General features: G+C 51.4%; 16 protein-coding genes. 10 read left to right on the top strand and 6 right to left on the bottom strand.

The annotated features are described in order from the left end of the window. Both SHEW_RS01315 and SHEW_RS01310 read left to right on the top strand, forming a co-directional pair. The gene (locus SHEW_RS01315; protein ID WP_011864060.1) at positions 1 to 1,107 is read left to right on the top strand and encodes an HlyD family secretion protein; all 1,107 of its coding nucleotides are present in this window, start codon (positions 1 to 3) and stop codon (positions 1,105 to 1,107) included. Then, complete coding sequence (locus SHEW_RS01310) at positions 1,097 to 2,089, top strand: DUF2955 domain-containing protein (RefSeq protein WP_011864059.1); 993 nt, start codon at positions 1,097 to 1,099, stop codon at positions 2,087 to 2,089. Before SHEW_RS01315 ends, SHEW_RS01310 begins: the two co-directional genes overlap by 11 nt. Before the next feature lie 144 nt (positions 2,090 to 2,233). On the opposite strand, the gene SHEW_RS01305 is transcribed toward SHEW_RS01310, so the two are convergent. Then, a complete protein-coding gene (locus SHEW_RS01305) occupies positions 2,234 to 2,830 on the bottom strand; it encodes a tyrosine-type recombinase/integrase (RefSeq protein WP_011864058.1) in 597 nt (198 codons plus the stop codon). Between the two features lie 377 nt (positions 2,831 to 3,207). Here SHEW_RS01305 and SHEW_RS01300 point away from each other — a divergent pair, with 377 nt between their 5' ends. Further along, positions 3,208 to 4,386 (top strand): MerR family transcriptional regulator, encoded by a 1,179-nt coding sequence (locus SHEW_RS01300; protein ID WP_011864057.1) that lies wholly within the window; start codon positions 3,208 to 3,210, stop codon positions 4,384 to 4,386. Between the two features lie 10 nt (positions 4,387 to 4,396). After that, on the top strand, positions 4,397 to 4,939 hold the full coding sequence (locus tag SHEW_RS01295; RefSeq protein ID WP_011864056.1) for a GNAT family N-acetyltransferase: 543 nt from the start codon (positions 4,397 to 4,399) through the stop codon (positions 4,937 to 4,939). Between the two features lie 455 nt (positions 4,940 to 5,394). Here SHEW_RS01295 and rimJ read toward each other — a convergent pair whose 3' ends face one another. From rimJ to SHEW_RS01270, 5 genes are all read right to left on the bottom strand, one after another. Further along, positions 5,395 to 5,952, bottom strand: a complete 558-nt coding sequence (rimJ, locus tag SHEW_RS01290; protein ID WP_011864055.1) for a ribosomal protein S5-alanine N-acetyltransferase — start codon at positions 5,950 to 5,952, stop codon at positions 5,395 to 5,397. Positions 5,953 to 5,996: 44 nt separating this feature from the next. Next, positions 5,997 to 6,323 (bottom strand): hypothetical protein, encoded by a 327-nt coding sequence (locus SHEW_RS01285; RefSeq protein WP_041406269.1) that lies wholly within the window; start codon positions 6,321 to 6,323, stop codon positions 5,997 to 5,999. Positions 6,324 to 6,698: 375 nt separating this feature from the next. After that, positions 6,699 to 7,298: a hypothetical protein gene (locus SHEW_RS01280; protein WP_041406861.1), complete on the bottom strand. Its 600-nt coding sequence runs from the start codon at positions 7,296 to 7,298 to the stop codon at positions 6,699 to 6,701. 171 nt (positions 7,299 to 7,469) lie between these two features. Then, positions 7,470 to 10,508 carry a molybdopterin dinucleotide binding domain-containing protein gene (locus tag SHEW_RS01275; RefSeq protein WP_011864052.1) on the bottom strand — a complete coding sequence of 1,013 codons (3,039 nt, stop codon included), beginning with the start codon at positions 10,506 to 10,508 and terminating at the stop codon, positions 7,470 to 7,472. A gap of 9 nt (positions 10,509 to 10,517) precedes the next feature. Next, a complete protein-coding gene (locus tag SHEW_RS01270; RefSeq protein WP_011864051.1) occupies positions 10,518 to 11,213 on the bottom strand; it encodes a 4Fe-4S dicluster domain-containing protein in 696 nt (231 codons plus the stop codon). Between the two features lie 548 nt (positions 11,214 to 11,761). Between SHEW_RS01270 and SHEW_RS01265 the strand changes: the two genes are divergently transcribed. The 6 genes from SHEW_RS01265 (at position 11,762) to SHEW_RS01240 (ending at position 18,572) form a co-directional block, all read left to right on the top strand. Next, positions 11,762 to 12,727: a LysR family transcriptional regulator gene (locus tag SHEW_RS01265; protein ID WP_011864050.1), complete on the top strand. Its 966-nt coding sequence runs from the start codon at positions 11,762 to 11,764 to the stop codon at positions 12,725 to 12,727. A gap of 189 nt (positions 12,728 to 12,916) precedes the next feature. Then, positions 12,917 to 15,130 carry a molybdopterin-dependent oxidoreductase gene (locus tag SHEW_RS01260; RefSeq protein ID WP_011864049.1) on the top strand — a complete coding sequence of 738 codons (2,214 nt, stop codon included), beginning with the start codon at positions 12,917 to 12,919 and terminating at the stop codon, positions 15,128 to 15,130. Between the two features lie 10 nt (positions 15,131 to 15,140). Then, positions 15,141 to 15,686, top strand: coding sequence for a 4Fe-4S dicluster domain-containing protein (locus SHEW_RS01255; protein WP_011864048.1), 546 nt, complete (start codon positions 15,141 to 15,143; stop codon positions 15,684 to 15,686). Next, positions 15,686 to 16,300 (top strand): TorD/DmsD family molecular chaperone, encoded by a 615-nt coding sequence (locus SHEW_RS01250; protein WP_011864047.1) that lies wholly within the window; start codon positions 15,686 to 15,688, stop codon positions 16,298 to 16,300. The genes SHEW_RS01255 and SHEW_RS01250 overlap by 1 nt, the downstream gene beginning before the upstream one ends. Positions 16,301 to 16,364: 64 nt before the next feature. Then, positions 16,365 to 17,345, top strand: a complete 981-nt coding sequence (locus SHEW_RS01245) for a formate dehydrogenase subunit gamma (protein ID WP_011864046.1) — start codon at positions 16,365 to 16,367, stop codon at positions 17,343 to 17,345. Positions 17,346 to 17,483: 138 nt separating this feature from the next. Continuing rightward, positions 17,484 to 18,572: a porin gene (locus SHEW_RS01240; RefSeq protein ID WP_011864045.1), complete on the top strand. Its 1,089-nt coding sequence runs from the start codon at positions 17,484 to 17,486 to the stop codon at positions 18,570 to 18,572. The last annotated feature ends 67 nt before the right edge of the window (positions 18,573 to 18,639 follow it).

Raw genomic sequence — 18,639 nt, 5'->3', positions numbered from 1 at the left:
ATGTCAGATAACAATGTCCACACCAGTGCTGAACAAAGCGATAAAAAAATTAGCCAAGCTCGCTCTTTCACTTACTACATTTTTGCCTTAGTTGCTGCTCTTTGGCTTTATACCTTATGGGCGGACAGAATGACGCCAATGACAGATCAAGCTAGAGTAAATGGCCAATTGATCCGCATTAGCCCAGAAGTATCTGGCCCTATTTCACAAGTACTTATTACTAACAATAGTATTGTCAAGGCAGGAGATGAACTCGTCACGATCGATCCGCGTCCTTTTGAATTAGCCGTTAAGGCCGCCAAATTTGATTTGCAACAAGCAGCTCAGTCTTATGAAGCGGATTCAGCAGCAATCAGTGTCGCTCAAGCAAATGAAGTCGCAGCTCGTGTTAAGGTCAATAATGCCAAGAAGAATGTGGAGCGTAATCGCGTACTTGCCAATAAAGGAACGATAAGTCAAGCGGTAATGGATAACATAATCGCCGAACTAGAGACGGCCCAAGCGGGGTTGGCTCAAGCGTCATCAGCACTAGAAAAAGCGAAACAAGAGTTTGGCCCGAGAGGAATTGATAACCCTGAAATCCAATCGGTATTAAACCGACAAGAGCAGGCTCTACTAAACCTCAATCACACCAAACTGACAGCACCTGCTAATGGTGTGATCACTAATATGGATGTTGCTGTTGGCGATTATGCTGCTGCTGGGCAGCCACTTCTTACCTTTATCAATAACAACAACTTATGGCTGACGGCCATGGTGAGAGAGAATTCACTGGCTCATCTAAAGCCTGGCGATAAAGTCAAAATTGTTTTTGATGCAACCCCAGGAGAGGTCTATGAAGGAAAAATTTCTTCAATCGGTTGGGGAAGTAGCGGTAATGGTAGCCTTGCCCAAGATGCCAGTAATGGCCTTATGACCTCACCAACAAGCAGTTCAAAAGCACAGCGTTTCCCCGTCAATATCGAGTTCACTTCGTTGCCTGCCGATCTAAATCTGAGATACGGTGGTCGAGCTGTGGTGGGTTTCTACCCTGATGAAAGCTACCTAGGTGAGAGACTACAAGATTTGTGGATCTGGGCATGGAGTTATATCAGTTATGTATCATAGTGCCGCTAACCCAATTATAAGAGTTGCGGTATTCCCTGTCCTTTTGCTGTTTTGGCAATATGTATATGGGACGGATTTGCCTTTACTCGCTCCAGCGATGTGTGCGGTTTTTCTCACTACAACTCATGAACCACCGCCTGTAATTATGGTGTTTGTTATGGGGGGAATTTTATTCATTACTGCTTGGTTTCAGGCACTAATGAGTGAACTATTGATTGATTACGTACATGTTTACTATCTGTTCTTGTTTGGAATTTTTTACTGGTGCATGGAGCGTACCAAGAAAAATTCGCAAGATGTATTTGCTATATTGCTGATTGTCTCAACCGCAATGATTGCTGTTTTTACGCAGCAAAAAGGGATTAGCGTTGAGCAAATCCCCATGGCTCTGCTAAAAAATATTTTTATCGCTGGCTTCACCGCCTATTTGGCCTACCTACTATTTCCACGAGGTGAGCCACTCGCGATAAACATGCCACCTGTCAATTCGACAACGAAATATTTGCTTGATTGGCAAACCTTGCTCAAAGCGGTCATTGTCATGACCATGATGGTGTGTACGATACAATTGGACTTAGAGCAAAGTACGATTATTACCATCATCGTCGCGTTAATGATTAAAGATCCTGATCCTAGTATTGGTAAAGATTATGGTTTAAGAAGGCTGCTTACAACATACGCGAGCGTGCTGTATGCCATTCCTCCCCTAATCATGAGTTTGCTGCAAGTCAATTTGGTAGGAACTGTGGGTGTTGCTGTCGTCAGTGCTTTATTTATGGGGATTCATGCCGTTACAAAGAAAGCTAGCTATAACTCAATTCAACTGATGTATTCAAGTTATGTGGTTTTAGTATTCTATGGGATTACTTCAACAAGTATCAGTGCGATTTCAGATGACCTCGTGCGTTTTACTTCGGTTTTTGCCGCTGTATTAATCGGTATCATGAGTTTGATTATCTTATACCCTAGAACTAGAACTTAATGTCACAACAACCAAGCCTACGTTTAACTCGGCTTGGTTGTCTTATTTGTGGATAAGTTGTACTGCGTGCAAGTAGCACCAATATGATGTAAAGAGTGGGGCACAGGCTTTTCAGACGCGAAGAAAAGCCTGTAGAGGTGCTTATCAGCAGTCTGTTTTCTCAGAAAGCCTCAGAGCGTCTTCTAGCTCAACGCCAAGGTATCGAATAGTGTTATCTACCTTCGAATGTCCAAGTAGAATCTGAACCGCCCTAATGTTTTTCGTTCTGGCATAGATCAAAGTAGCTTTAGTTCGACGCATGGAGTGAGTTCCATAATAGTCAGCATTCAGTCCCAGTTTTGCAGCCCAGTTTCTGATAATTGAGCGATAGAATGAGTAGCTGATAGGCTGCCCTGAGCGTCGGCTACTCGGAAATAGAAAACTACTTGCCTCTAGGGATGCTGAAAAGATCCATCGGCTAATACTTTGCTGTGTTCTCGGAGTAATCTCATAATGGACATCGGTCCCCGTTTTTTGTTGGATGCACTGAACCCTTTCATAGATAACACCTTGCGAAGAAACATCGTAAACGTGTAGCTTTAGCAAGTCACTCGCTCTCAACTTGCTATCTATGGCTAAGTTCAATAGTGCAAGCTGCATTAGGTCGTTTTCAAGCTCTAGCCTAGTTCTAATTCGCCAAATTTCTTCCAACTTGAATGGTCGTTTAATGCCGCTGCATTTTCCCGAAGATAACTTTCTCATGTTGACCTCCTCTTCGATATTATTGGTCAACATAAAGTCTGGCTATAAACTGAAACTGTTCCAGCCTTGATAGCCATCGATCAAGCAGTCGTTCAGGGTGATCAGAATCATCCGTGGACAGGAGTTTGTTAGCTAGGATCGCGCTGAGAAACCCCTGGATAAAACTGTTTTAGGAAGTTTGCTAATTTAGCTATTCATAAATAAGTTCTGGCATTGAAAACTGGCTACTAACTACCTACTAATAACTCAAAATAATCCACAGCCCTCACCTCACTTCCACCACTGTTGGCGAAAAATTCGAACAAGTCTACTTGACCTGTCTACTACTCTACAGTTCATACTATCCCAATACTAAAAACACTTGGGTCAAATCGCACATGTATTTGATTTCTGAACTGGCAGCGAAGGCGGGTATCTCTCGCACCACCTTACTCTATTACGAGAAGTTAGGGCTGATTAACGGCCAGCGTCTTGACAATGGATATCGCTATTACAGCGAAAACGATTTGCAGCGACTGTTATTGATTCAGCAACTTCAAAGCGCAGGACTCTCATTGAAGGAGTGCGAACAATGCTTGGACGCGAAGTTAAGTAGAAGCTTATTGGAAAATCGGCTAACGCAACTCAACCATGAGATTGATAAAAAAATCCACGCTCGTGAGTTGCTACTGGCGTTACTTGGGGAACGTCCACAAAGAGAGTTACACCATTCTCTGAGTCAAAGTGCACCTAACGCTTACTTAAACTGGTTAAGTACGCAGGGTTACAGTGAAAAAGAAGCGCTCAGATTAAAGTGGTTATCAAAAGATATGAACGAACACGAGAGTTACATGAAAGACTTTATGACGGTCTTTGCAACATTAGAAAGATGGGGGCCAGGGAGTCACAAGGACTCTTTAAAAGCGATTTCATTAATGTCTCCTCAGACAATGACCGATATTTTAGACATTGGTTGTGGCACTGGCACCTCAACATTACTGCTAGCCGATAACAGTATCGCGCACATTACCGCCGTGGATAATGAGCCTATCGCCATCGAACAGCTCAATAAAAAAATCCAAAATGCACAGTTACATGAGCGGATTTCTCCTGTTTGTGCCTCCATGACGGAACTGCCATTTCAGGCAAAGAGTTTTGATGCCATTTGGGCGGAAGGCTGCGTCTACATTATGGGAATGGAGAACGCACTAAAACAATGGAAGCCTCTGTTAAAAGATAATGGCGTCTTGATGGTAAGTGACTTGGTTTGGCTCACTGACTCTCCCGACGAAGAGACAAAACAGTTTTGGCTGGCAGATTACCCAGATATTCAATCGATACCTAAACGACTCACTCTGTTCAAAAAGCATGGCTACGACGTGATCGAACACTTCTCATTAGGCGTCGATGCATGGCAAAACTACTGGCAACCGCTGCAAGGCCGAGTTGAGGAATTACAAGCTGTTATGCCTGCGTCCCAAGCGTTACTGGACATTAAGAAAGAGATTTCAGTTTACGAGCGCAGTGCCGCAAAAGACTTTACCTATCAGTACTTTATTTTAAAACTTGCAAACTAGAGATAGAGATATGAAATACGCATTGTACAAACAAGAACAAACTCAAGAAGTCATTACACTGTTCAAGGACACATTTTCGGATTCAGAAGGTAAAGAAGAAGGTGCATTAATTGCAAAACTCGTGGAAGACTTTCTCACTTTACCAACCAAAGATGAGGATCTTTATGTGTTTATTGCTCAAGATGAAAGTGAACGCATTGTCGGTAGCATCATTTTCTCTCGCCTATCGTTTCCAAATGGTGAAAACATCTTCCTTTTAGCCCCCGTGGCCGTTGCAACAGATTGTCATGGGCAAGGTGTAGGTCAAGGATTGATCAAATTTGGCTTAGCGACACTGAAAGAAAAAGGCGTCACCGTTGCCATTACTTACGGGGATATCAACTTTTACTCAAAAACAGGATTCGTTACAATCAGTCAGGACGTAATTCAAGCTCCGTTGGACTTGTCCTACCCTGAAGGTTGGATTGCACAATCTTTAGTCGGTGAAGCGGTCCCTCACGTTGTGTGCAAACCAACATGCTTGAAAGCGATAGATAACCCAAGTTATTGGTGACATTGAATCGCATTTACGCTCTGATGAGGATTACAATTTGTAGGGCAAAATCTGTTAACTAGTACTGTAGGAATTTTTACCCTAACGTGAAAAGGGGCATAAATAGCTTAGCGCTTTAACCCCCGACTCATCCAAATACCGTCAAATCGGATAGACGTTAGATACATGGTGTAAGCACGCTTTTGGCTCTCGGCGGCATGGACGCCGCCGTGAAGCGTATAGGGACATATTCACAGCGTGCCAAAAGAGTGCTTGCACATCCCTCGCCGGGCAGGCGATAGATAGCAATGAAGGTTCGGCCTTCAAAACCCCAACAAATACCAAATGCAGTCAAAGGCTACAAAGCCTAAAAATCCATCCTCCGCCGGACAGGTGTTCGAAAGCAATGAAGGTTCGGCCTTCAGAAATCCCCCCAACAAGAATTCCAGCGGATGCTAGCGCTGAGATAAAACCTCCTAAACTTTATCCCGATTGGGATTCAACTTGGCGGTTAGGACATGATCCTGCCACTCTCCTGCAATCTTGAGATAAGACTTGGCATAGCCTTCACGCTCGAAGCCTAGTGAGGCCAGCAGCCGGGCACTCTTTTCATTGTTAGGCATGTAGTTGGCCATCACGCGATTCAGCCCCACCTCGTGGAAGACGAAGTCAAGTAGCGCCCGCAGCGCCTCGCTCATGTAGCCCTGTCCCTGGTAGCGCTCGGCGACCGAATAGCCGAGGTTTGCCGCCTTGAAAATCCCCATCACCAGGTTGGTGATATTACACAGCCCTATGATCTCAGTCTGCTCTCGATTCAGGATGGCGAATCTAAAGGCGAGTCCCGCCTTATACAGACGGGTATTCTCGGCCACGACAGATTGGGCATGGGCAAGCATGAAGAAATCGTCGCGGCGTTCAGGCTCCCAGGGGGCCAGATGTTCACGGTTTTCAAGATAGTATCGCAGCAACATCTGGGCTTCATGGCCTTCCAAGAGGCGGATGCGGGTACGATCGGTGGTCAATTCAGTCGTCATGGGAAGGTCTTACTCAAAGAGGGAAACACTATAGCCTAGTGTGATTAGGCGATGCTCGCCTGCATCTTTAGCCAAAAGCTTTCCTGACAGGCGTTATGGAAAGTCTTTCGACAGGGGGTGATAGCATGCTGCGCGCTATCGATCACCTCATAGCTTATCCAGCACTCTTCGCACAGCAGCTCGCTCGGCGCATTGTCACGCTCGACCCGATGGCAGATCACCACGCCGTTATCGAAGTGATAACTCGTCTCTTCTTCATTGATCTGCACACCATCATCGCAATAAAGATTTGTTTTAGTAAGCTTATCTATGATGGCCACATCACTCGCTTGATGATGGATAGCCTTGATGTAAGTAAATAGCGTATTCATGATGTCCTTATGCGAAACGATGGAAGCAATCCTTAGCAAGATGAGATAAGGGTTATCACCCAACCCCATGCAGATGGCCCACCAGCTTACTCCTCTAACCCTCCTTTGCAAGCCCAACCCCCACTAACCGCTAACATCGCGCAAAACGCCAAATCGAAGAGACGTTAGATACCGAGTGTAGATGCATCTGCGGACGTCGATGGCAGGGATGCCATCGTCGAGCCACCATGGAAGGTTTCACGGCGTGTAGCAGATGTATCTGCACATAAGCGAGCCGCAGGCTATCAATTCAAATGAAGGTTCGCCCGACAAATAGTCTCCCCAATAACCGTTAGGCCAGGCATCAAAGCAAAATGCCCAGCCTTCATTCCAAGGCTACTCATGCCCCCATGGAGTAGGCGGCAAGGCAACCGGCTTGGTCAAATCAAACTCCACCTTAAAGTCGCGATTCTCTCGGGTGAGGCGGTAGATAAACTGGCTTTCGGTGATCCCCATGTGCCACACATTGGTGACCGATTGGGTCAGTCCATTTTGTTTGAAGCTGTCGATAGAGTAGGCATCGACCGGGAAGGATTGCAGCTCGGCGCTGCCGCCATCTTGGGTGTCGCCGCCATACATGGTGACCTTGTCTTCGCTGCCATCTTGATGTCTGTGGTCATGCTTGAGGCGCAGCCCTGTGTCTGTCTTGGTGATCACCCAGGTGCGGGAGTGATCCTCACCCACATGAAACGGCACCTTGAGCTCGCTGTCGCTACACTCGCGCACATGCATCACCAGACGCTTACCCGAGAAGGCCGAGTCGGCACTGTTACCCGCCGTCACCTTACCCTCGAAGGCCTGGCCGCAATGGGCGGCAATCGCATCGAAAAATTGAGTCTGCTCGGTTGTGGTGGCCATGGCGGGGGCGGCTAACAATAGGGCGGCGCTAACACCAAGTGATTTGGCGCCAAGAGATAGTGATAGGGATTTAGTCATCTTGTTTTTATGCTCCATCAAATTGAACCTTCACACTAGCACGAACAGATAAATTGAAGCTGAATAAAAAAAGCCCCCGAAGCCGAGGCGACGGGGGAAAGGTTTACAGGATAACTATGTTTAGAAAAGCTATGGTTAAAACTATGCTTGGTTAATGATTCGATTCAAGGATTAGGCTTTCTCCACCCGCACCGGAATGCCGTGACGGCAGTTGGCTCCGGTCCAGTAGTCGTTGAGCATACTGGCGGCGCCGTTGCGGGTCGGATCCGCCGGGATCATCTGGTTAACCGCCGTGCCGCCGGCGCGATTGGCGATTCCCGCTAATCTCTCGCCGTTGATGATGCGATCGTCACCGCCAAAGCCCTCGCTATGACCAAAGCCATGGGAGACACAGATTGCCCCCTTGGCGACCCCCACATCTGTCTGCAGGGTGCCGACGCAGGGCTTGCCGTTGGCGGTCACTATGCGCACCTGGTCGCCATCCTTCAGCCCCTGGGCCTTGGCGGTATCTGTGTGTATATAGACGAAGTTGGTGGGACTGATCTCACCGATCCGCTTGAAGGCCACCGCATAATTAGAGCGCACCGTCGCCTTGTAGCTGGAGAACAGCAGCGGATATTCGCTCTGGGGCCAATGGCTCTCCCAGGTGTCACCGTTCCAGAACTTATGTTCCTGCAGGGTCGGCGTGCCTGGGTAAAACTCGCCCGAGTAAGCATGACGCAGCTGCGCTACCTCCTGATGATAGATCTGCAGACATTTAGGCCCAGCGCCCTTGATGAAGTCGCCGTCATAACGGTCATCTTCCTGGTAGTAACCACCGCGTGACAGCAGGGCCTCGACCTTGGCGGCCTCCTCGGCGGTAAGTCTTGGCTTGAGCGGCTTCATGGCGTAATCCAACCCGGCCCACAGGCGATCTTCCTCGGTCACCTTAGGCAGCTGCTCGCACTGGGCGGCCACGTTGGCCAGGTATCTGGCGTGCCAATCTTCGAAGGTTAACAGGTCCACCTTACGGCCATCGCTGCTCGCCAGGGCACCCTTACCGAAGCCAGGCAAGTCGAGTTTGAGGGCGATATCGATCAGCAACTGCTCCATGCAGATATGCTCACCCGCCTCATTTTTCTCGGTTCTCGGAGTCACCACAGGCGATGCCGCCACCACGCCCAGTTTATGGGCGCCCCACATGCGATCCGCCGCATACTCTTCGAGCATGGAGCGATCCGGGATCAGGTAGTCGGCGTAGCGATTGGTCTCGTTCATGTGGCAGTCGATCCCCACCACCAGCGGCAAACGCTTAGGATCGGCGATGCTGGCCACAACCTCCTGACTGATAGACGCCGCGCTATAGAGGAAGTTGTTGCGCCAGTTGAACAGCACCTTGGCGCTGTAGGGGTCGCCGTTGGCGTGGCTGGTCCACTGCTCGGCCGCATTCATGGCGGGCAGAACCTCATGCCAAGGGGTGCTGGCGGGATAAGGGTTCTTACCCTGCTCCACCTTGAGACGATATTCGGTCGAGGCCTCGTAGGCACCATCGCGACAGGCGTTGACGATACCGTCCAGCGACACGCCACCTTCGATGTTGGCCAGATCGTACAAACCTTCCATGCCGCCGATGGGGCCATTGCCATAGATGGCGCCGCCCTTGGCATCGTGGGAACCCGCCAGGGTATTAAGCGTCGCCCAGATCCAGCCCATCACGAAACCATCAGATGAGTTGGTGCCGCCGTTGCCTGCCACACAGGCCTTGCGGCCATAGTGCGCCAGATCTTTCGCCACCTGACGCATCTCTTTTACCGCAATGCCGCTGCGCTTGGCGTACTCCTCCATGCTGGTGCGCTGGGCCTCGGCCCGCAGCAGATAGAGAGACGACATCAAGGTCACCTTACGGCCACGGCTGTCGGTGACACGTTTGCTGACAAACAGCTCGGCCTTGTCGCCTGACTCCGCCGACGCTAAGGTCTGAGTGCCCGCCTTGATGATCAGTGCCTCATCGCCACCCAGACCAAAATCTTTCGCCTTGGCAAACTTGCGATACTCTGGGTGCTTAGGATCCATCACCACTAGGTGACCTGCGTTGGTGTAGTTAAGCTCACCCGAGGCCTCGGCCGCCTTCTGGCTCGGATTTTCCAGGTGCGCCTTGTTAAACCACTGCTCCTCGAGCATGGTGCGGATCACCCCAAAGGAGAATGCCGCATCCTGACCGGGTTTGACCGGTAGCCAGGTGGCATTGGTATCGGCGGCGACCGTGGTACGCAGCAGGGGGTCGACACACACATATTTAAAGCCACGGTCCACACGGCTGTTAGCAAGACCTCGACCGACGCGGTTCAGGCTGACACCCGAGGAGCCTGGGCTGGTGCCCATAAACAGGCCATACTCGACGTTTTCCCAGTCGACATCGTTGAGCCACTCTTCGAATCCGGCCGCCATCCCCAGGCTATAACCCGTTGCCTGGGCGGCGCCACAGTAGGCGTGTTTAGTCCCCAGGTTAACCGTGCCCCATGACTGCATCATGAAGCGAGAATAGAAGCTTCCGCGCAAATAATCTTCGGCGCAGAAGGTGGCAAACAGCTGATTCGCTTTGCTGCCAAATTCGCTATGGCCCGGCTTCACCTCTTGATCCAGCTGGCGAATGGCGCGCAGGCCATCGACATGGCCTTCGCCAAAGAGATCGCCCCCCTCGATAATCTCCGCAAGTGCCTGTTCATAGCTGATGGTGACCCACTCGCCACCGCCGCGCTTGCCCGCGCGTTTTAGCACCCGAGTCACCCGGCGCTCATCGTCCACCGAATCGACGCAGCTGGCCCCCTTGGCACAGGTGGTGGCGCGATTCTTCAGCCCCGCCTCACCCGCCAGGGCGATAAAGCTCTGCTTCACCTCTGTGCTCAGCGGCAGTGGCGAGCCGGAGTTGTTCTCACAATAGGGGTTGCCCCCCACCTTCAAGACTCTGTCTGTCTTCTCATCCACTCGCACCCTGAGGCCGCAGATGTTGTAACAGCTAAAGCAGCGGGAATAGACGGTGCGTACTCCTGCTGTCTTTTGCCATTTACCCTGGGCATCGAAGCCCCCTTCGGCCGCCACGGGATGACCAAAGCGTGAAATGTCCTGGGTCTTCTTGGGCTCAGACTCGGCATCGACTCGACTGCAGGCGGCACCTGTGATGGTCGCGGCAGATACCAGACCGGCTTGAGTTAAAAACTTACGTCTATCCATCTTTGACTCCTAGCGCTGCCAATCGAGGTAATTGAGATTCAAAATGGCTTGATCATCGGTCGATGTCGGTAAGCCAATGTAGAAGATGTTGGGCGAGGTGCCAGCCTCGGACAGCATGGCGTAGACCTTGTTGTCCCGCACCAGCTTAGAGACCTGGCTGTCGGGATCGTTGAGGTCGCCAAAGGTACGGGCGCCGCCGATACAGGTCTCGACGCAGGCAGGCAACAGCCCCTGAGTGACGCGGTGAATACAGAAGTTGCACTTCTCGGGCGGGTTATCCAGGCTCTCATCTTTGCGGCGCGCGCCATAAGGACAGGCATCGACACACAGCTGGCAGTGAATGCACTCTTCGTGGTCGATCACCACTATGCCATCTTCCTTACGCTTGTAGGTTGCCTCTACCGGACAGACCTGAGTGCAGACAGGATTATCACACTGGTTACATTGGTTCGGCACCGCAAGGGTAGCGATGCGCTCACCCAAGCTCAGGCTAGCCTGATTGACGCGGGTACGGCATCGACCCGCATCGGTTTGATTTTCAACGGAACATGAAACGGTACAAGAGAGACATCCGGTACAACGTCTAACGTCAAACACCATGGCATAGCGTTTTCCAAGGGTTTTCGCTTGTAGCGTGCTGGCGGGCACCAATGAAAGCAGAGCTCCACCTGCCGCCATTTTTAAAATCGAGCGCCGATCTAACATAACGAGATCCTTAACTATGTTTTTCTAAAATAAAAACATGACTTCTGGAAGGTTTCTTATTATTTAAAATACACACGCAATAATAAAACTTGCAACAGACAATAAAGCTATAAATTGAAAACTAAATAGAGATCACGATTCAAATAAAAATATAATTTCTATGAAATTATTTATAGAGAGCGGGTATAATAGTAGCGATAAAAAGACGAACATCTCATATTAAAAATAAATTTAAATTTGATGAAATAAAATCGAAAGTTCACAAATCGAACAGTTATCTCACCTAAACAGCAACTTAGGTTTACCCCAGAGATAGCAAGGCCTAGCCTATAGCCCGCCTACAAGTTGTTCGTTCGTACCAGTTAGACTGAGAGATATATAAGGACTGCAAATTTTAAATATCGCATTTTGCAAAATGCAGATATTAAAACATGAGAAGTAATGCAAACTTTAAATAATGGCCATATTAAAAGTGTGACTTTCAACACTGAACGTGTGTAGATATATATAGATGATAATAACTCAATATATTTACCCAGTTCACAACCATGAATAAGATTGACCAACTTAATTACAATCAATTAAAAGTGTTCATCGCCGTCTATGAACACGGGCAGAGTCATCAGGCTGCCAATGAACTGGGTATTACGCCTTCAGGTGTCAGCCGCACCCTTAAGATCTTAAGAGACATATTTAAAGACTCGCTCTTTATTCGTCGCTGTTCCGGTTTCGTCGCGACGGAGAAGACCCACCAGCTGATCCCTATGGCCAGAGAATTGGTGGCCCACTATCAAAAGCTCGAGATGCAGCACTCGGTATTTACCCCGGCTGAATCGGGCGGCCAATATGTTATTCACGCCTACGATGAGTTCATCTACCCAGTACAACAGGTGATCCGCAACGAGATCCTCACCGAGGCGCCCAACATGAAGTTTGATGTCAGGGTGCTGACCCATGACTGCAGCAGCGATCTCGCCAATGGCGATGTCGACTTCGTGGTGGTCTATGAAGGCTTCAACGGTAAGAACCTCAACGCCGAGATGTTTTCGGCAACAGACAATCTCTACATCCTGGCGCGCACCGGCCATCCGATCCTCAAGCAGGAACTCACCCTCGCCAACATCACCCAATATGCCTGCCTAGAGATAGACAACTATGACGACCTGAGTTGCCCGCTGCTGGTGAACCTCTGCCGCGAAGAGGAGCTGTGCATGGAGGTCGACGGCTATACCGACAGCGTGGCCACCGCCATGCGCCTGCTGAGCGAGTCTGACGCCATCACCTTAGTTTGCAACGAATTTACCCGCCAGTTCGTCGACATGTTGCCCGCTGTGCAGTGGGTCAAGCTGCCCGAAGAGCTGGCCAAGCGTTGCCGTATTCGTCGCCGGGAAAACCGCGAGATAGGCAATTACCTCTTATATGGCAACGTGAATCAGTCGGCCGCCTTCAACTGGGTGAAGTCTAAGCTCATCTGCGGCCTGGAAAGCGCCTGGCGCAGGGCGGCAGAACGCTGACAAGGATTTTGATGGCGAGACCGACAAGCTACCAGAGGCACTCTTGCATACCCCTTTCGCAGCTGGTCTTGCCATCTTTTTAAATCGAAAAACGATAACAAAACAGGTATGCAGCGAGTCTTTGACTCACAAACATTTGAGCAATGTCTGTAAAAAGCGTCTTAAGACGCATCAAGATGGGGAACACTTATGAAAATGAACAGACGCACCTTCTTGCAAGGTGTCGGAGCCAGCTCCGTCGTCGGCTCGCTATCCGGTCTTATGCCCGGCATAGCCAGTGCAGGCGAAAAAGGCGGCGCGCCCGACAAACTCTTGAAACGCCAAGGAGAAATTAAGTACCACACCTGCCAACGTAACTGCGCCGACCGCTGTCTGTTGAAGTTCACGGTACAAAACGGCCGCATGACCTACGTGGAAGGCGCTTCAGAGTTGAAGAAGATGGGCACCTCTCCCTGCGTGAAAGGCCATGCCTATGTGCAATACACCTATGCCGCCGACCGTATCCTGCACCCGATGGAACGCGCGGGCAAGAAGGGCGAAGGCAAATGGCGCCGCATCTCTTGGGATGAGGCCTATGACAAAATAGCCAGCCGTCTGCAGCAGATCATCAAAGATCACGGCGCCGACTCTATCCTGCCCTACAGCTACTCGGGCCACGAAGGGGTTATCGGTAAATACGGCGGACCTAGCCGCTTCTTCAACGCCGTTGGTGCCCGCAAGCTCGACCGTAAGGTGTGTGTGTTCGCCGCCTATGAAGGCTTGAAGTCGGTGACAGGTACCTACCAGGGCCCGGATCCATACGACAACATCTATACCAACTGCTACATCTCTTGGGGCCAGAACGAGACGGCCACCAACGTGCACGGCATCAAGTTCATCAACCAGGCCCGTGACCGAGGTGCCAAGCTGTTGGTAGTTAACCCAGTGCGCACCCCTATCGCCTCTCAGGCCGATATCTGGTTGCAGCCTAAGCCGAGTACCGACACCCACCTGGCGACAGGTATCATGAAGTACCTGGTAGAGCATGACCTAGCGGATCTCGAGTTCATCAAGGCCAACACCCTTGGCTATGACCAGCTGCTCGAGCGCCTCAACACCATGAGCTACGAAGAGATCGAGCGTGTCACCGGCGTGCCTAAGGCCAAGATGTTCGAATTCGCCCGCGTCTATGGCGAGTCAGAGCTGTCTGTACTGCGTCTGGGTTACGGTATGCAGCGTAACTACAACGGCGCCCGTATGTCTCGCGCCATCGCCATGATGCACGCGGTTGCCGGCCAGTACGGCAAGATAGGTAACGGCTTCATCTATGACAACACCCAGGCCGATGACAGCCTGAACTACAGCAAGGGCCGTGCGGATCATATCCACCCGAACCCAGACACAGTAGGCCACGTCAACATGACGGAGATAGCCAAGGCGCTCGACCCAGAGAACCCAATGGCCTATGGCAAGCCGATCAAACCGATTAAGGCGGTGATCAACTACAACGGTAACTTCGTCTCGGTTGCACCGGACTCGAATGCCTGTCGCCGCGGCGCGATGCGTGATGACCTCTTCCTGGTGGTTCACGACTTCCTGATGACAGACACCGCAGAGCTGGCCGATATTATCGTACCGGCTGCGACCCAGTTCGAGTTCCCAGACATGGGTACCGACTACAACTGCTATCACATGCAGACCTCTGAGAAGGTGATCGAGCCACTCGGCGAGTCGAAAGACAACTGGATCTTCTTCAAGGAGCTGGGCGCCCGCATGGGGCTAGACCGCTTCCCTGAGATGCGTGTGGACTATGAGCAGATCCTGCGTGACTTCCTCGACACGGAAGAGCCCGCCTTCAGACACAATAACATCACCTATGAGCAGATCATTCGCGACAAGTTTGTCACCGTATATGACCAACGCCCTTACTTCGGCGATGGCAAATATAAGACGCCAAGCGGCAAGATCGAATTCTACTCAGAAATGATGAAAGAAGCCGGCTACCACCCAGTGATCGACTTCGGCCTGCCGGAAGATGAGATGGTACAGGAAGAGAAGACACTGCCGTTCCGTCTGCTGTCTCCTGCCATTCCGCAGCGTGCCAACAGCTCTTTCTACAACGTGAAGTACATTCGTAACTTCCCGGCCTACTTCGCCAAGATCAACGCCGAAGATGCCAAAGAGTTGGGCATTCAGAACAACGACAGGGTAAGGCTCAGCAACCAACGTGGTGAGGCCCACTTTATCGCTCAGGTTTCTACCCAGGTGGTCAGAGGAACAGTTATGGCGCCGAAGAATAACTGGCGTCGCATGGACCCACAGGGCAAAGACAGCTGTACCAACAACCTCACCACCGACACCTTGACCGATATGGGTGGATGCTCTGCGTATCATTCCACTCGCGTCGCGATTGCCAAAGCCTAAGGAGTAAACGATGTCGTTAAATAAGAAAGTGGGCTTTGTGTTCAGACAAGAGAACTGTGTCGGTTGCGGTGCCTGTACCGTTGCCTGCCAGATCCACAATGAACTGCCCGAGAACCATAGATTCCGTAAAGTCGATCGCTATGAAGTGAAGCGTGACGATGGCGCTATCGATGTCTGGTTGTCCCACTCATGCATGCACTGCGAAAACCCCGCTTGTCTCATGGTCTGCCCGGCGAAAGCCTACCATGTGCGCGATGACGGTATCGTGGTGCTGGACCGTGAGAAGTGTACCGGTTGTGGCCTGTGTGCCAGCGCCTGTCCTTACGCGGCCGTCAGCATCCGCGAGGACGACGGCAAGGCAGACAAGTGCAACATGTGTGTGGAGCTGCTGGACCGCGGCATGAAACCCGCGTGTGTGAGTGGCTGCCCGGTAGAGTGCCTGGATGTCGGCAATCTGCAAGAGGTGCTCAAGCGTCCATCGGCAAGCAAACAAGGCATAGGCTATGGCGATTGCATCACCAAACCTAACCTAGTGATCATTAAGGAACGCGCATAATGACAGCAGAATATGGCCCAACGGCAATGGCTTACCATGCCTTCAAATCTATGATGTTCGCGCCCTCGGATACTCAGGCTCTCGCAGGCTTAATCGCCTACCTGGAGCAGGAGTCGCCAGACAGCCCGCTACTCATAGAGGCACGCAAGTTCAGTGACGACGCATCCGAATTGGAGTTTGATTTTAATCGCATGTGTATCGGGCCATACAAGCTGTTAGTCGCCCCCTATGAATCGGTTTACCTCAGTGGCAATCATCAGATCTTCACCGAGGAAACCGTCAGGGTGGCCGAGTTCTACCAACAAATTGGTCTGGTCATCGACGATAGCTTCAACGAGCCGGCCGACTTTATCGGTAACGAACTCGAGTTCCTTTACTGCCTGCACGCCATGGCCGCCGAGCAACAAGCGCTGGAAAACAGCGAACATGTCGAGGCGCTCAATGAACTCGCGGCGGAGTTTATCCAAACCCATCTCGGGCGTTGGATCACTCCATTCTGTGAGGGCATTGCCAAACATGCGAAACAGCCTTTCTGGCCGCTGTTGGCTCACGAGCTACTGCAGTTTATCAATCAACAACTTCAAGCGGCGCCCAGCCTAGACGGCGCCGAATGATCGACGAGTCTGCCTGGCGACAGGCAGATTCCAACGCGACCAGCGATGTCGCAAGGAGTTTTCAATGAGTAAAGCAATAAGATGGTTAAGCCTTATTGTGCTCGGTCTGTTTGCATCCAGTTATGCACTGGCCGAAGAGACCGCCACCCTGCAGCCGCAGCAGTGGCAAACCATTCAGGAGCACGCCATCTCTGGTGATATTCCTGAGATCCGTGGCCTACCGACTCAGCCTGAGCTGCTGATGCCAGCGTCGATTCCACAGCAAGCCGACGAGTCGCTGCTGGGCTACCTGGGCGCGACCGATACCATCGCCTTCGCCCTGTTTGCCAGCTTGTTTGGCGTAACCGCCCTCTTCATCCTATTCGTGGTGGTGAACGGCGTCTCTAAACTGGACCATGGCTTCTCGGGTAAGCTGATCAAGCGTTGGTCAGGCCTTAGCGTCAGTGTGCACTGGCTGGGTGCCATCCCTTGCATCCTGCTGATCCTCACCGGCCTGGTGCTCGGCGGCGGCCGCTTCTACTTCGAGCCTGGCATGAACGCGGGTTCCTGGTCGGCCCTGGTGGGCCTATCCAGCAGCCTACATGAGTTGATGGCCTTCCCCTTCATCCTCGGCTATGTGCTGATGGTACTGATGTGGGCGCCTAAGCAGTTCCCCGCAAGCTATGACCTGAAATGGTTTGCCGTACTGGGCGGCTACATCAACTTCGGCAAGAAACAGCATCCCGATGCGGGCTTTGCCAACGCGGGTGAGAAGCTGTGGTTCTGGGTATTCGCCCTGTTCGGCGGTGTCATGGTGGTCTCTGGCCTGGCGATGATGTTCCCCGAGACCTATGGCGTCACCAAGAACACGGCCAATCTGATGCTGGTATTGCATATTGCCTCAACCGTCATCATCAGCGCCTTCTCTGTGGTGCATATCTTCATGGCGACCGTGATGTCCGAAGGCGGCATGTCAAACATGACCTCTGGCTACTGTGACGAAAACTGGGCCAAACAGCATCACAACCTCTGGTTCGCCGACCTGAAGAAGGCTGGCAAGGTTTAACCAAAACCCGGCCCATGGCAGATGTCATGGGCCTATTAACTCCCTTTTTTAAACGCCTGCGGCGCCCCTATCCTCCATCGACAAGATGGCAGGAGGGAGACTCGCATGCCTAAGAAAACCAATTGAAGGCAGAAAGCCATGAAAAACCATAAGATTATTTTTCGCACCTCAATGATCGCCGCCGCAATGGCACTCGCTTCGACTCAGGGTTATGCCGCCGAGCAGCCCTTGAGTGAACAGGTCGAGGCACTCAACCAGCGCATCGCCCAACTAGAAGCCCAAGCCGCGCCGTCACAGTTCAAGAATAGCGAAGTCAGCCTGTACGGCTCTATCCGTCCGACACTCAGCTACCTCGACGACAGCACTGATGAAACCTGGGATGTGAGAGACGCCCTCTCTCGCGTCGGCATCAAGGCCAGCACTGAGTTTGCCGACGGCTGGCGCGCCATCGCCCAGGGTGAATGGAGTGTCGATATCGCCAACTCTGGTAACTTCGGCAAGGCGAGACAGGCCTATGTGGCCATCGCATCCCCCTACGGCCAGGTGGGCATAGGTAAACAACGTCCGGCCCAATACAGCCTGATCGCCGAATACGTGGATATCTTCAACCACGGCAACAGCCCTTACGCCTACGACCATGAAAGTCCCTTCTTCGTCGACAACTTCGTGACCTACAAGCTGGTCACTGGCGGCTTCACCTGGATGGCCGGCGCCCAGTTTGACGGCGATAAGGGCGACACAGGCGCGGATTTCGTCAACATAGGCGTAGGTTACGATGTCGGAGCCCTGCATTTGGGTCTGGGCTATGTCACTCAAGACAGTTTGGAGAACGGCCAGGTAAACGGCGACAACCAGACTCTGGGCGGTGTGGTGGCCTATACCTTCGATAACGGCCTCTACCTGGCGGCGAGCTACCAGGACAAGCAATACAACTTCGATAATCAGGTGCAACATGGCGATCGCAGCGGCAGCACCTTAGATACCGCCCTAGCCTATCCACTGAGCAACGAGTACAAGATCAAGCTGGGCTACTTCCAGTTTAAAGACGGTATCGAGGATATCAGCTCTATGGACTATGACGGTTTCAACACCACGCTGGAATGGAACCCGCTGGCCAACGTGCGCGTACACCTTGAGTACCTGGATAAGAACTACGACAACCTAAACGACGATCGCGCCGTTACCGTCGGCTTCCGCTATGACTTCAACTTAAACTGGAAAGGCTAACCTCCCGACCAGGCTCCCTCCAGAAGAGGCCATCTCTGGCCTCTTCTATTCCACACCTCATGGAGTT

Source organism: Shewanella loihica PV-4 (genome assembly GCF_000016065.1).
Taxonomy (GTDB): domain Bacteria; phylum Pseudomonadota; class Gammaproteobacteria; order Enterobacterales; family Shewanellaceae; genus Shewanella; species Shewanella loihica.
This window is presented reverse-complemented; position numbering and strand designations above follow the sequence as displayed.

Coding starts and splice junctions, on each gene's coding strand:
- SHEW_RS01315 (WP_011864060.1), top strand. CDS start 1: ATGTCAGATAACAATGTCCACACCAGTGCTGAACAAAGCGATAAAAAA.
- SHEW_RS01310 (WP_011864059.1), top strand. CDS start 1,097: ATGTATCATAGTGCCGCTAACCCAATTATAAGAGTTGCGGTATTCCCT.
- SHEW_RS01305 (WP_011864058.1), bottom strand. CDS start 2,830: ATGAGAAAGTTATCTTCGGGAAAATGCAGCGGCATTAAACGACCATTC.
- SHEW_RS01300 (WP_011864057.1), top strand. CDS start 3,208: ATGTATTTGATTTCTGAACTGGCAGCGAAGGCGGGTATCTCTCGCACC.
- SHEW_RS01295 (WP_011864056.1), top strand. CDS start 4,397: ATGAAATACGCATTGTACAAACAAGAACAAACTCAAGAAGTCATTACA.
- rimJ (WP_011864055.1), bottom strand. CDS start 5,952: ATGACGACTGAATTGACCACCGATCGTACCCGCATCCGCCTCTTGGAA.
- SHEW_RS01285 (WP_041406269.1), bottom strand. CDS start 6,323: ATGAATACGCTATTTACTTACATCAAGGCTATCCATCATCAAGCGAGT.
- SHEW_RS01280 (WP_041406861.1), bottom strand. CDS start 7,298: ATGACTAAATCCCTATCACTATCTCTTGGCGCCAAATCACTTGGTGTT.
- SHEW_RS01275 (WP_011864052.1), bottom strand. CDS start 10,508: ATGGATAGACGTAAGTTTTTAACTCAAGCCGGTCTGGTATCTGCCGCG.
- SHEW_RS01270 (WP_011864051.1), bottom strand. CDS start 11,213: ATGTTAGATCGGCGCTCGATTTTAAAAATGGCGGCAGGTGGAGCTCTG.
- SHEW_RS01265 (WP_011864050.1), top strand. CDS start 11,762: ATGAATAAGATTGACCAACTTAATTACAATCAATTAAAAGTGTTCATC.
- SHEW_RS01260 (WP_011864049.1), top strand. CDS start 12,917: ATGAAAATGAACAGACGCACCTTCTTGCAAGGTGTCGGAGCCAGCTCC.
- SHEW_RS01255 (WP_011864048.1), top strand. CDS start 15,141: ATGTCGTTAAATAAGAAAGTGGGCTTTGTGTTCAGACAAGAGAACTGT.
- SHEW_RS01250 (WP_011864047.1), top strand. CDS start 15,686: ATGACAGCAGAATATGGCCCAACGGCAATGGCTTACCATGCCTTCAAA.
- SHEW_RS01245 (WP_011864046.1), top strand. CDS start 16,365: ATGAGTAAAGCAATAAGATGGTTAAGCCTTATTGTGCTCGGTCTGTTT.
- SHEW_RS01240 (WP_011864045.1), top strand. CDS start 17,484: ATGAAAAACCATAAGATTATTTTTCGCACCTCAATGATCGCCGCCGCA.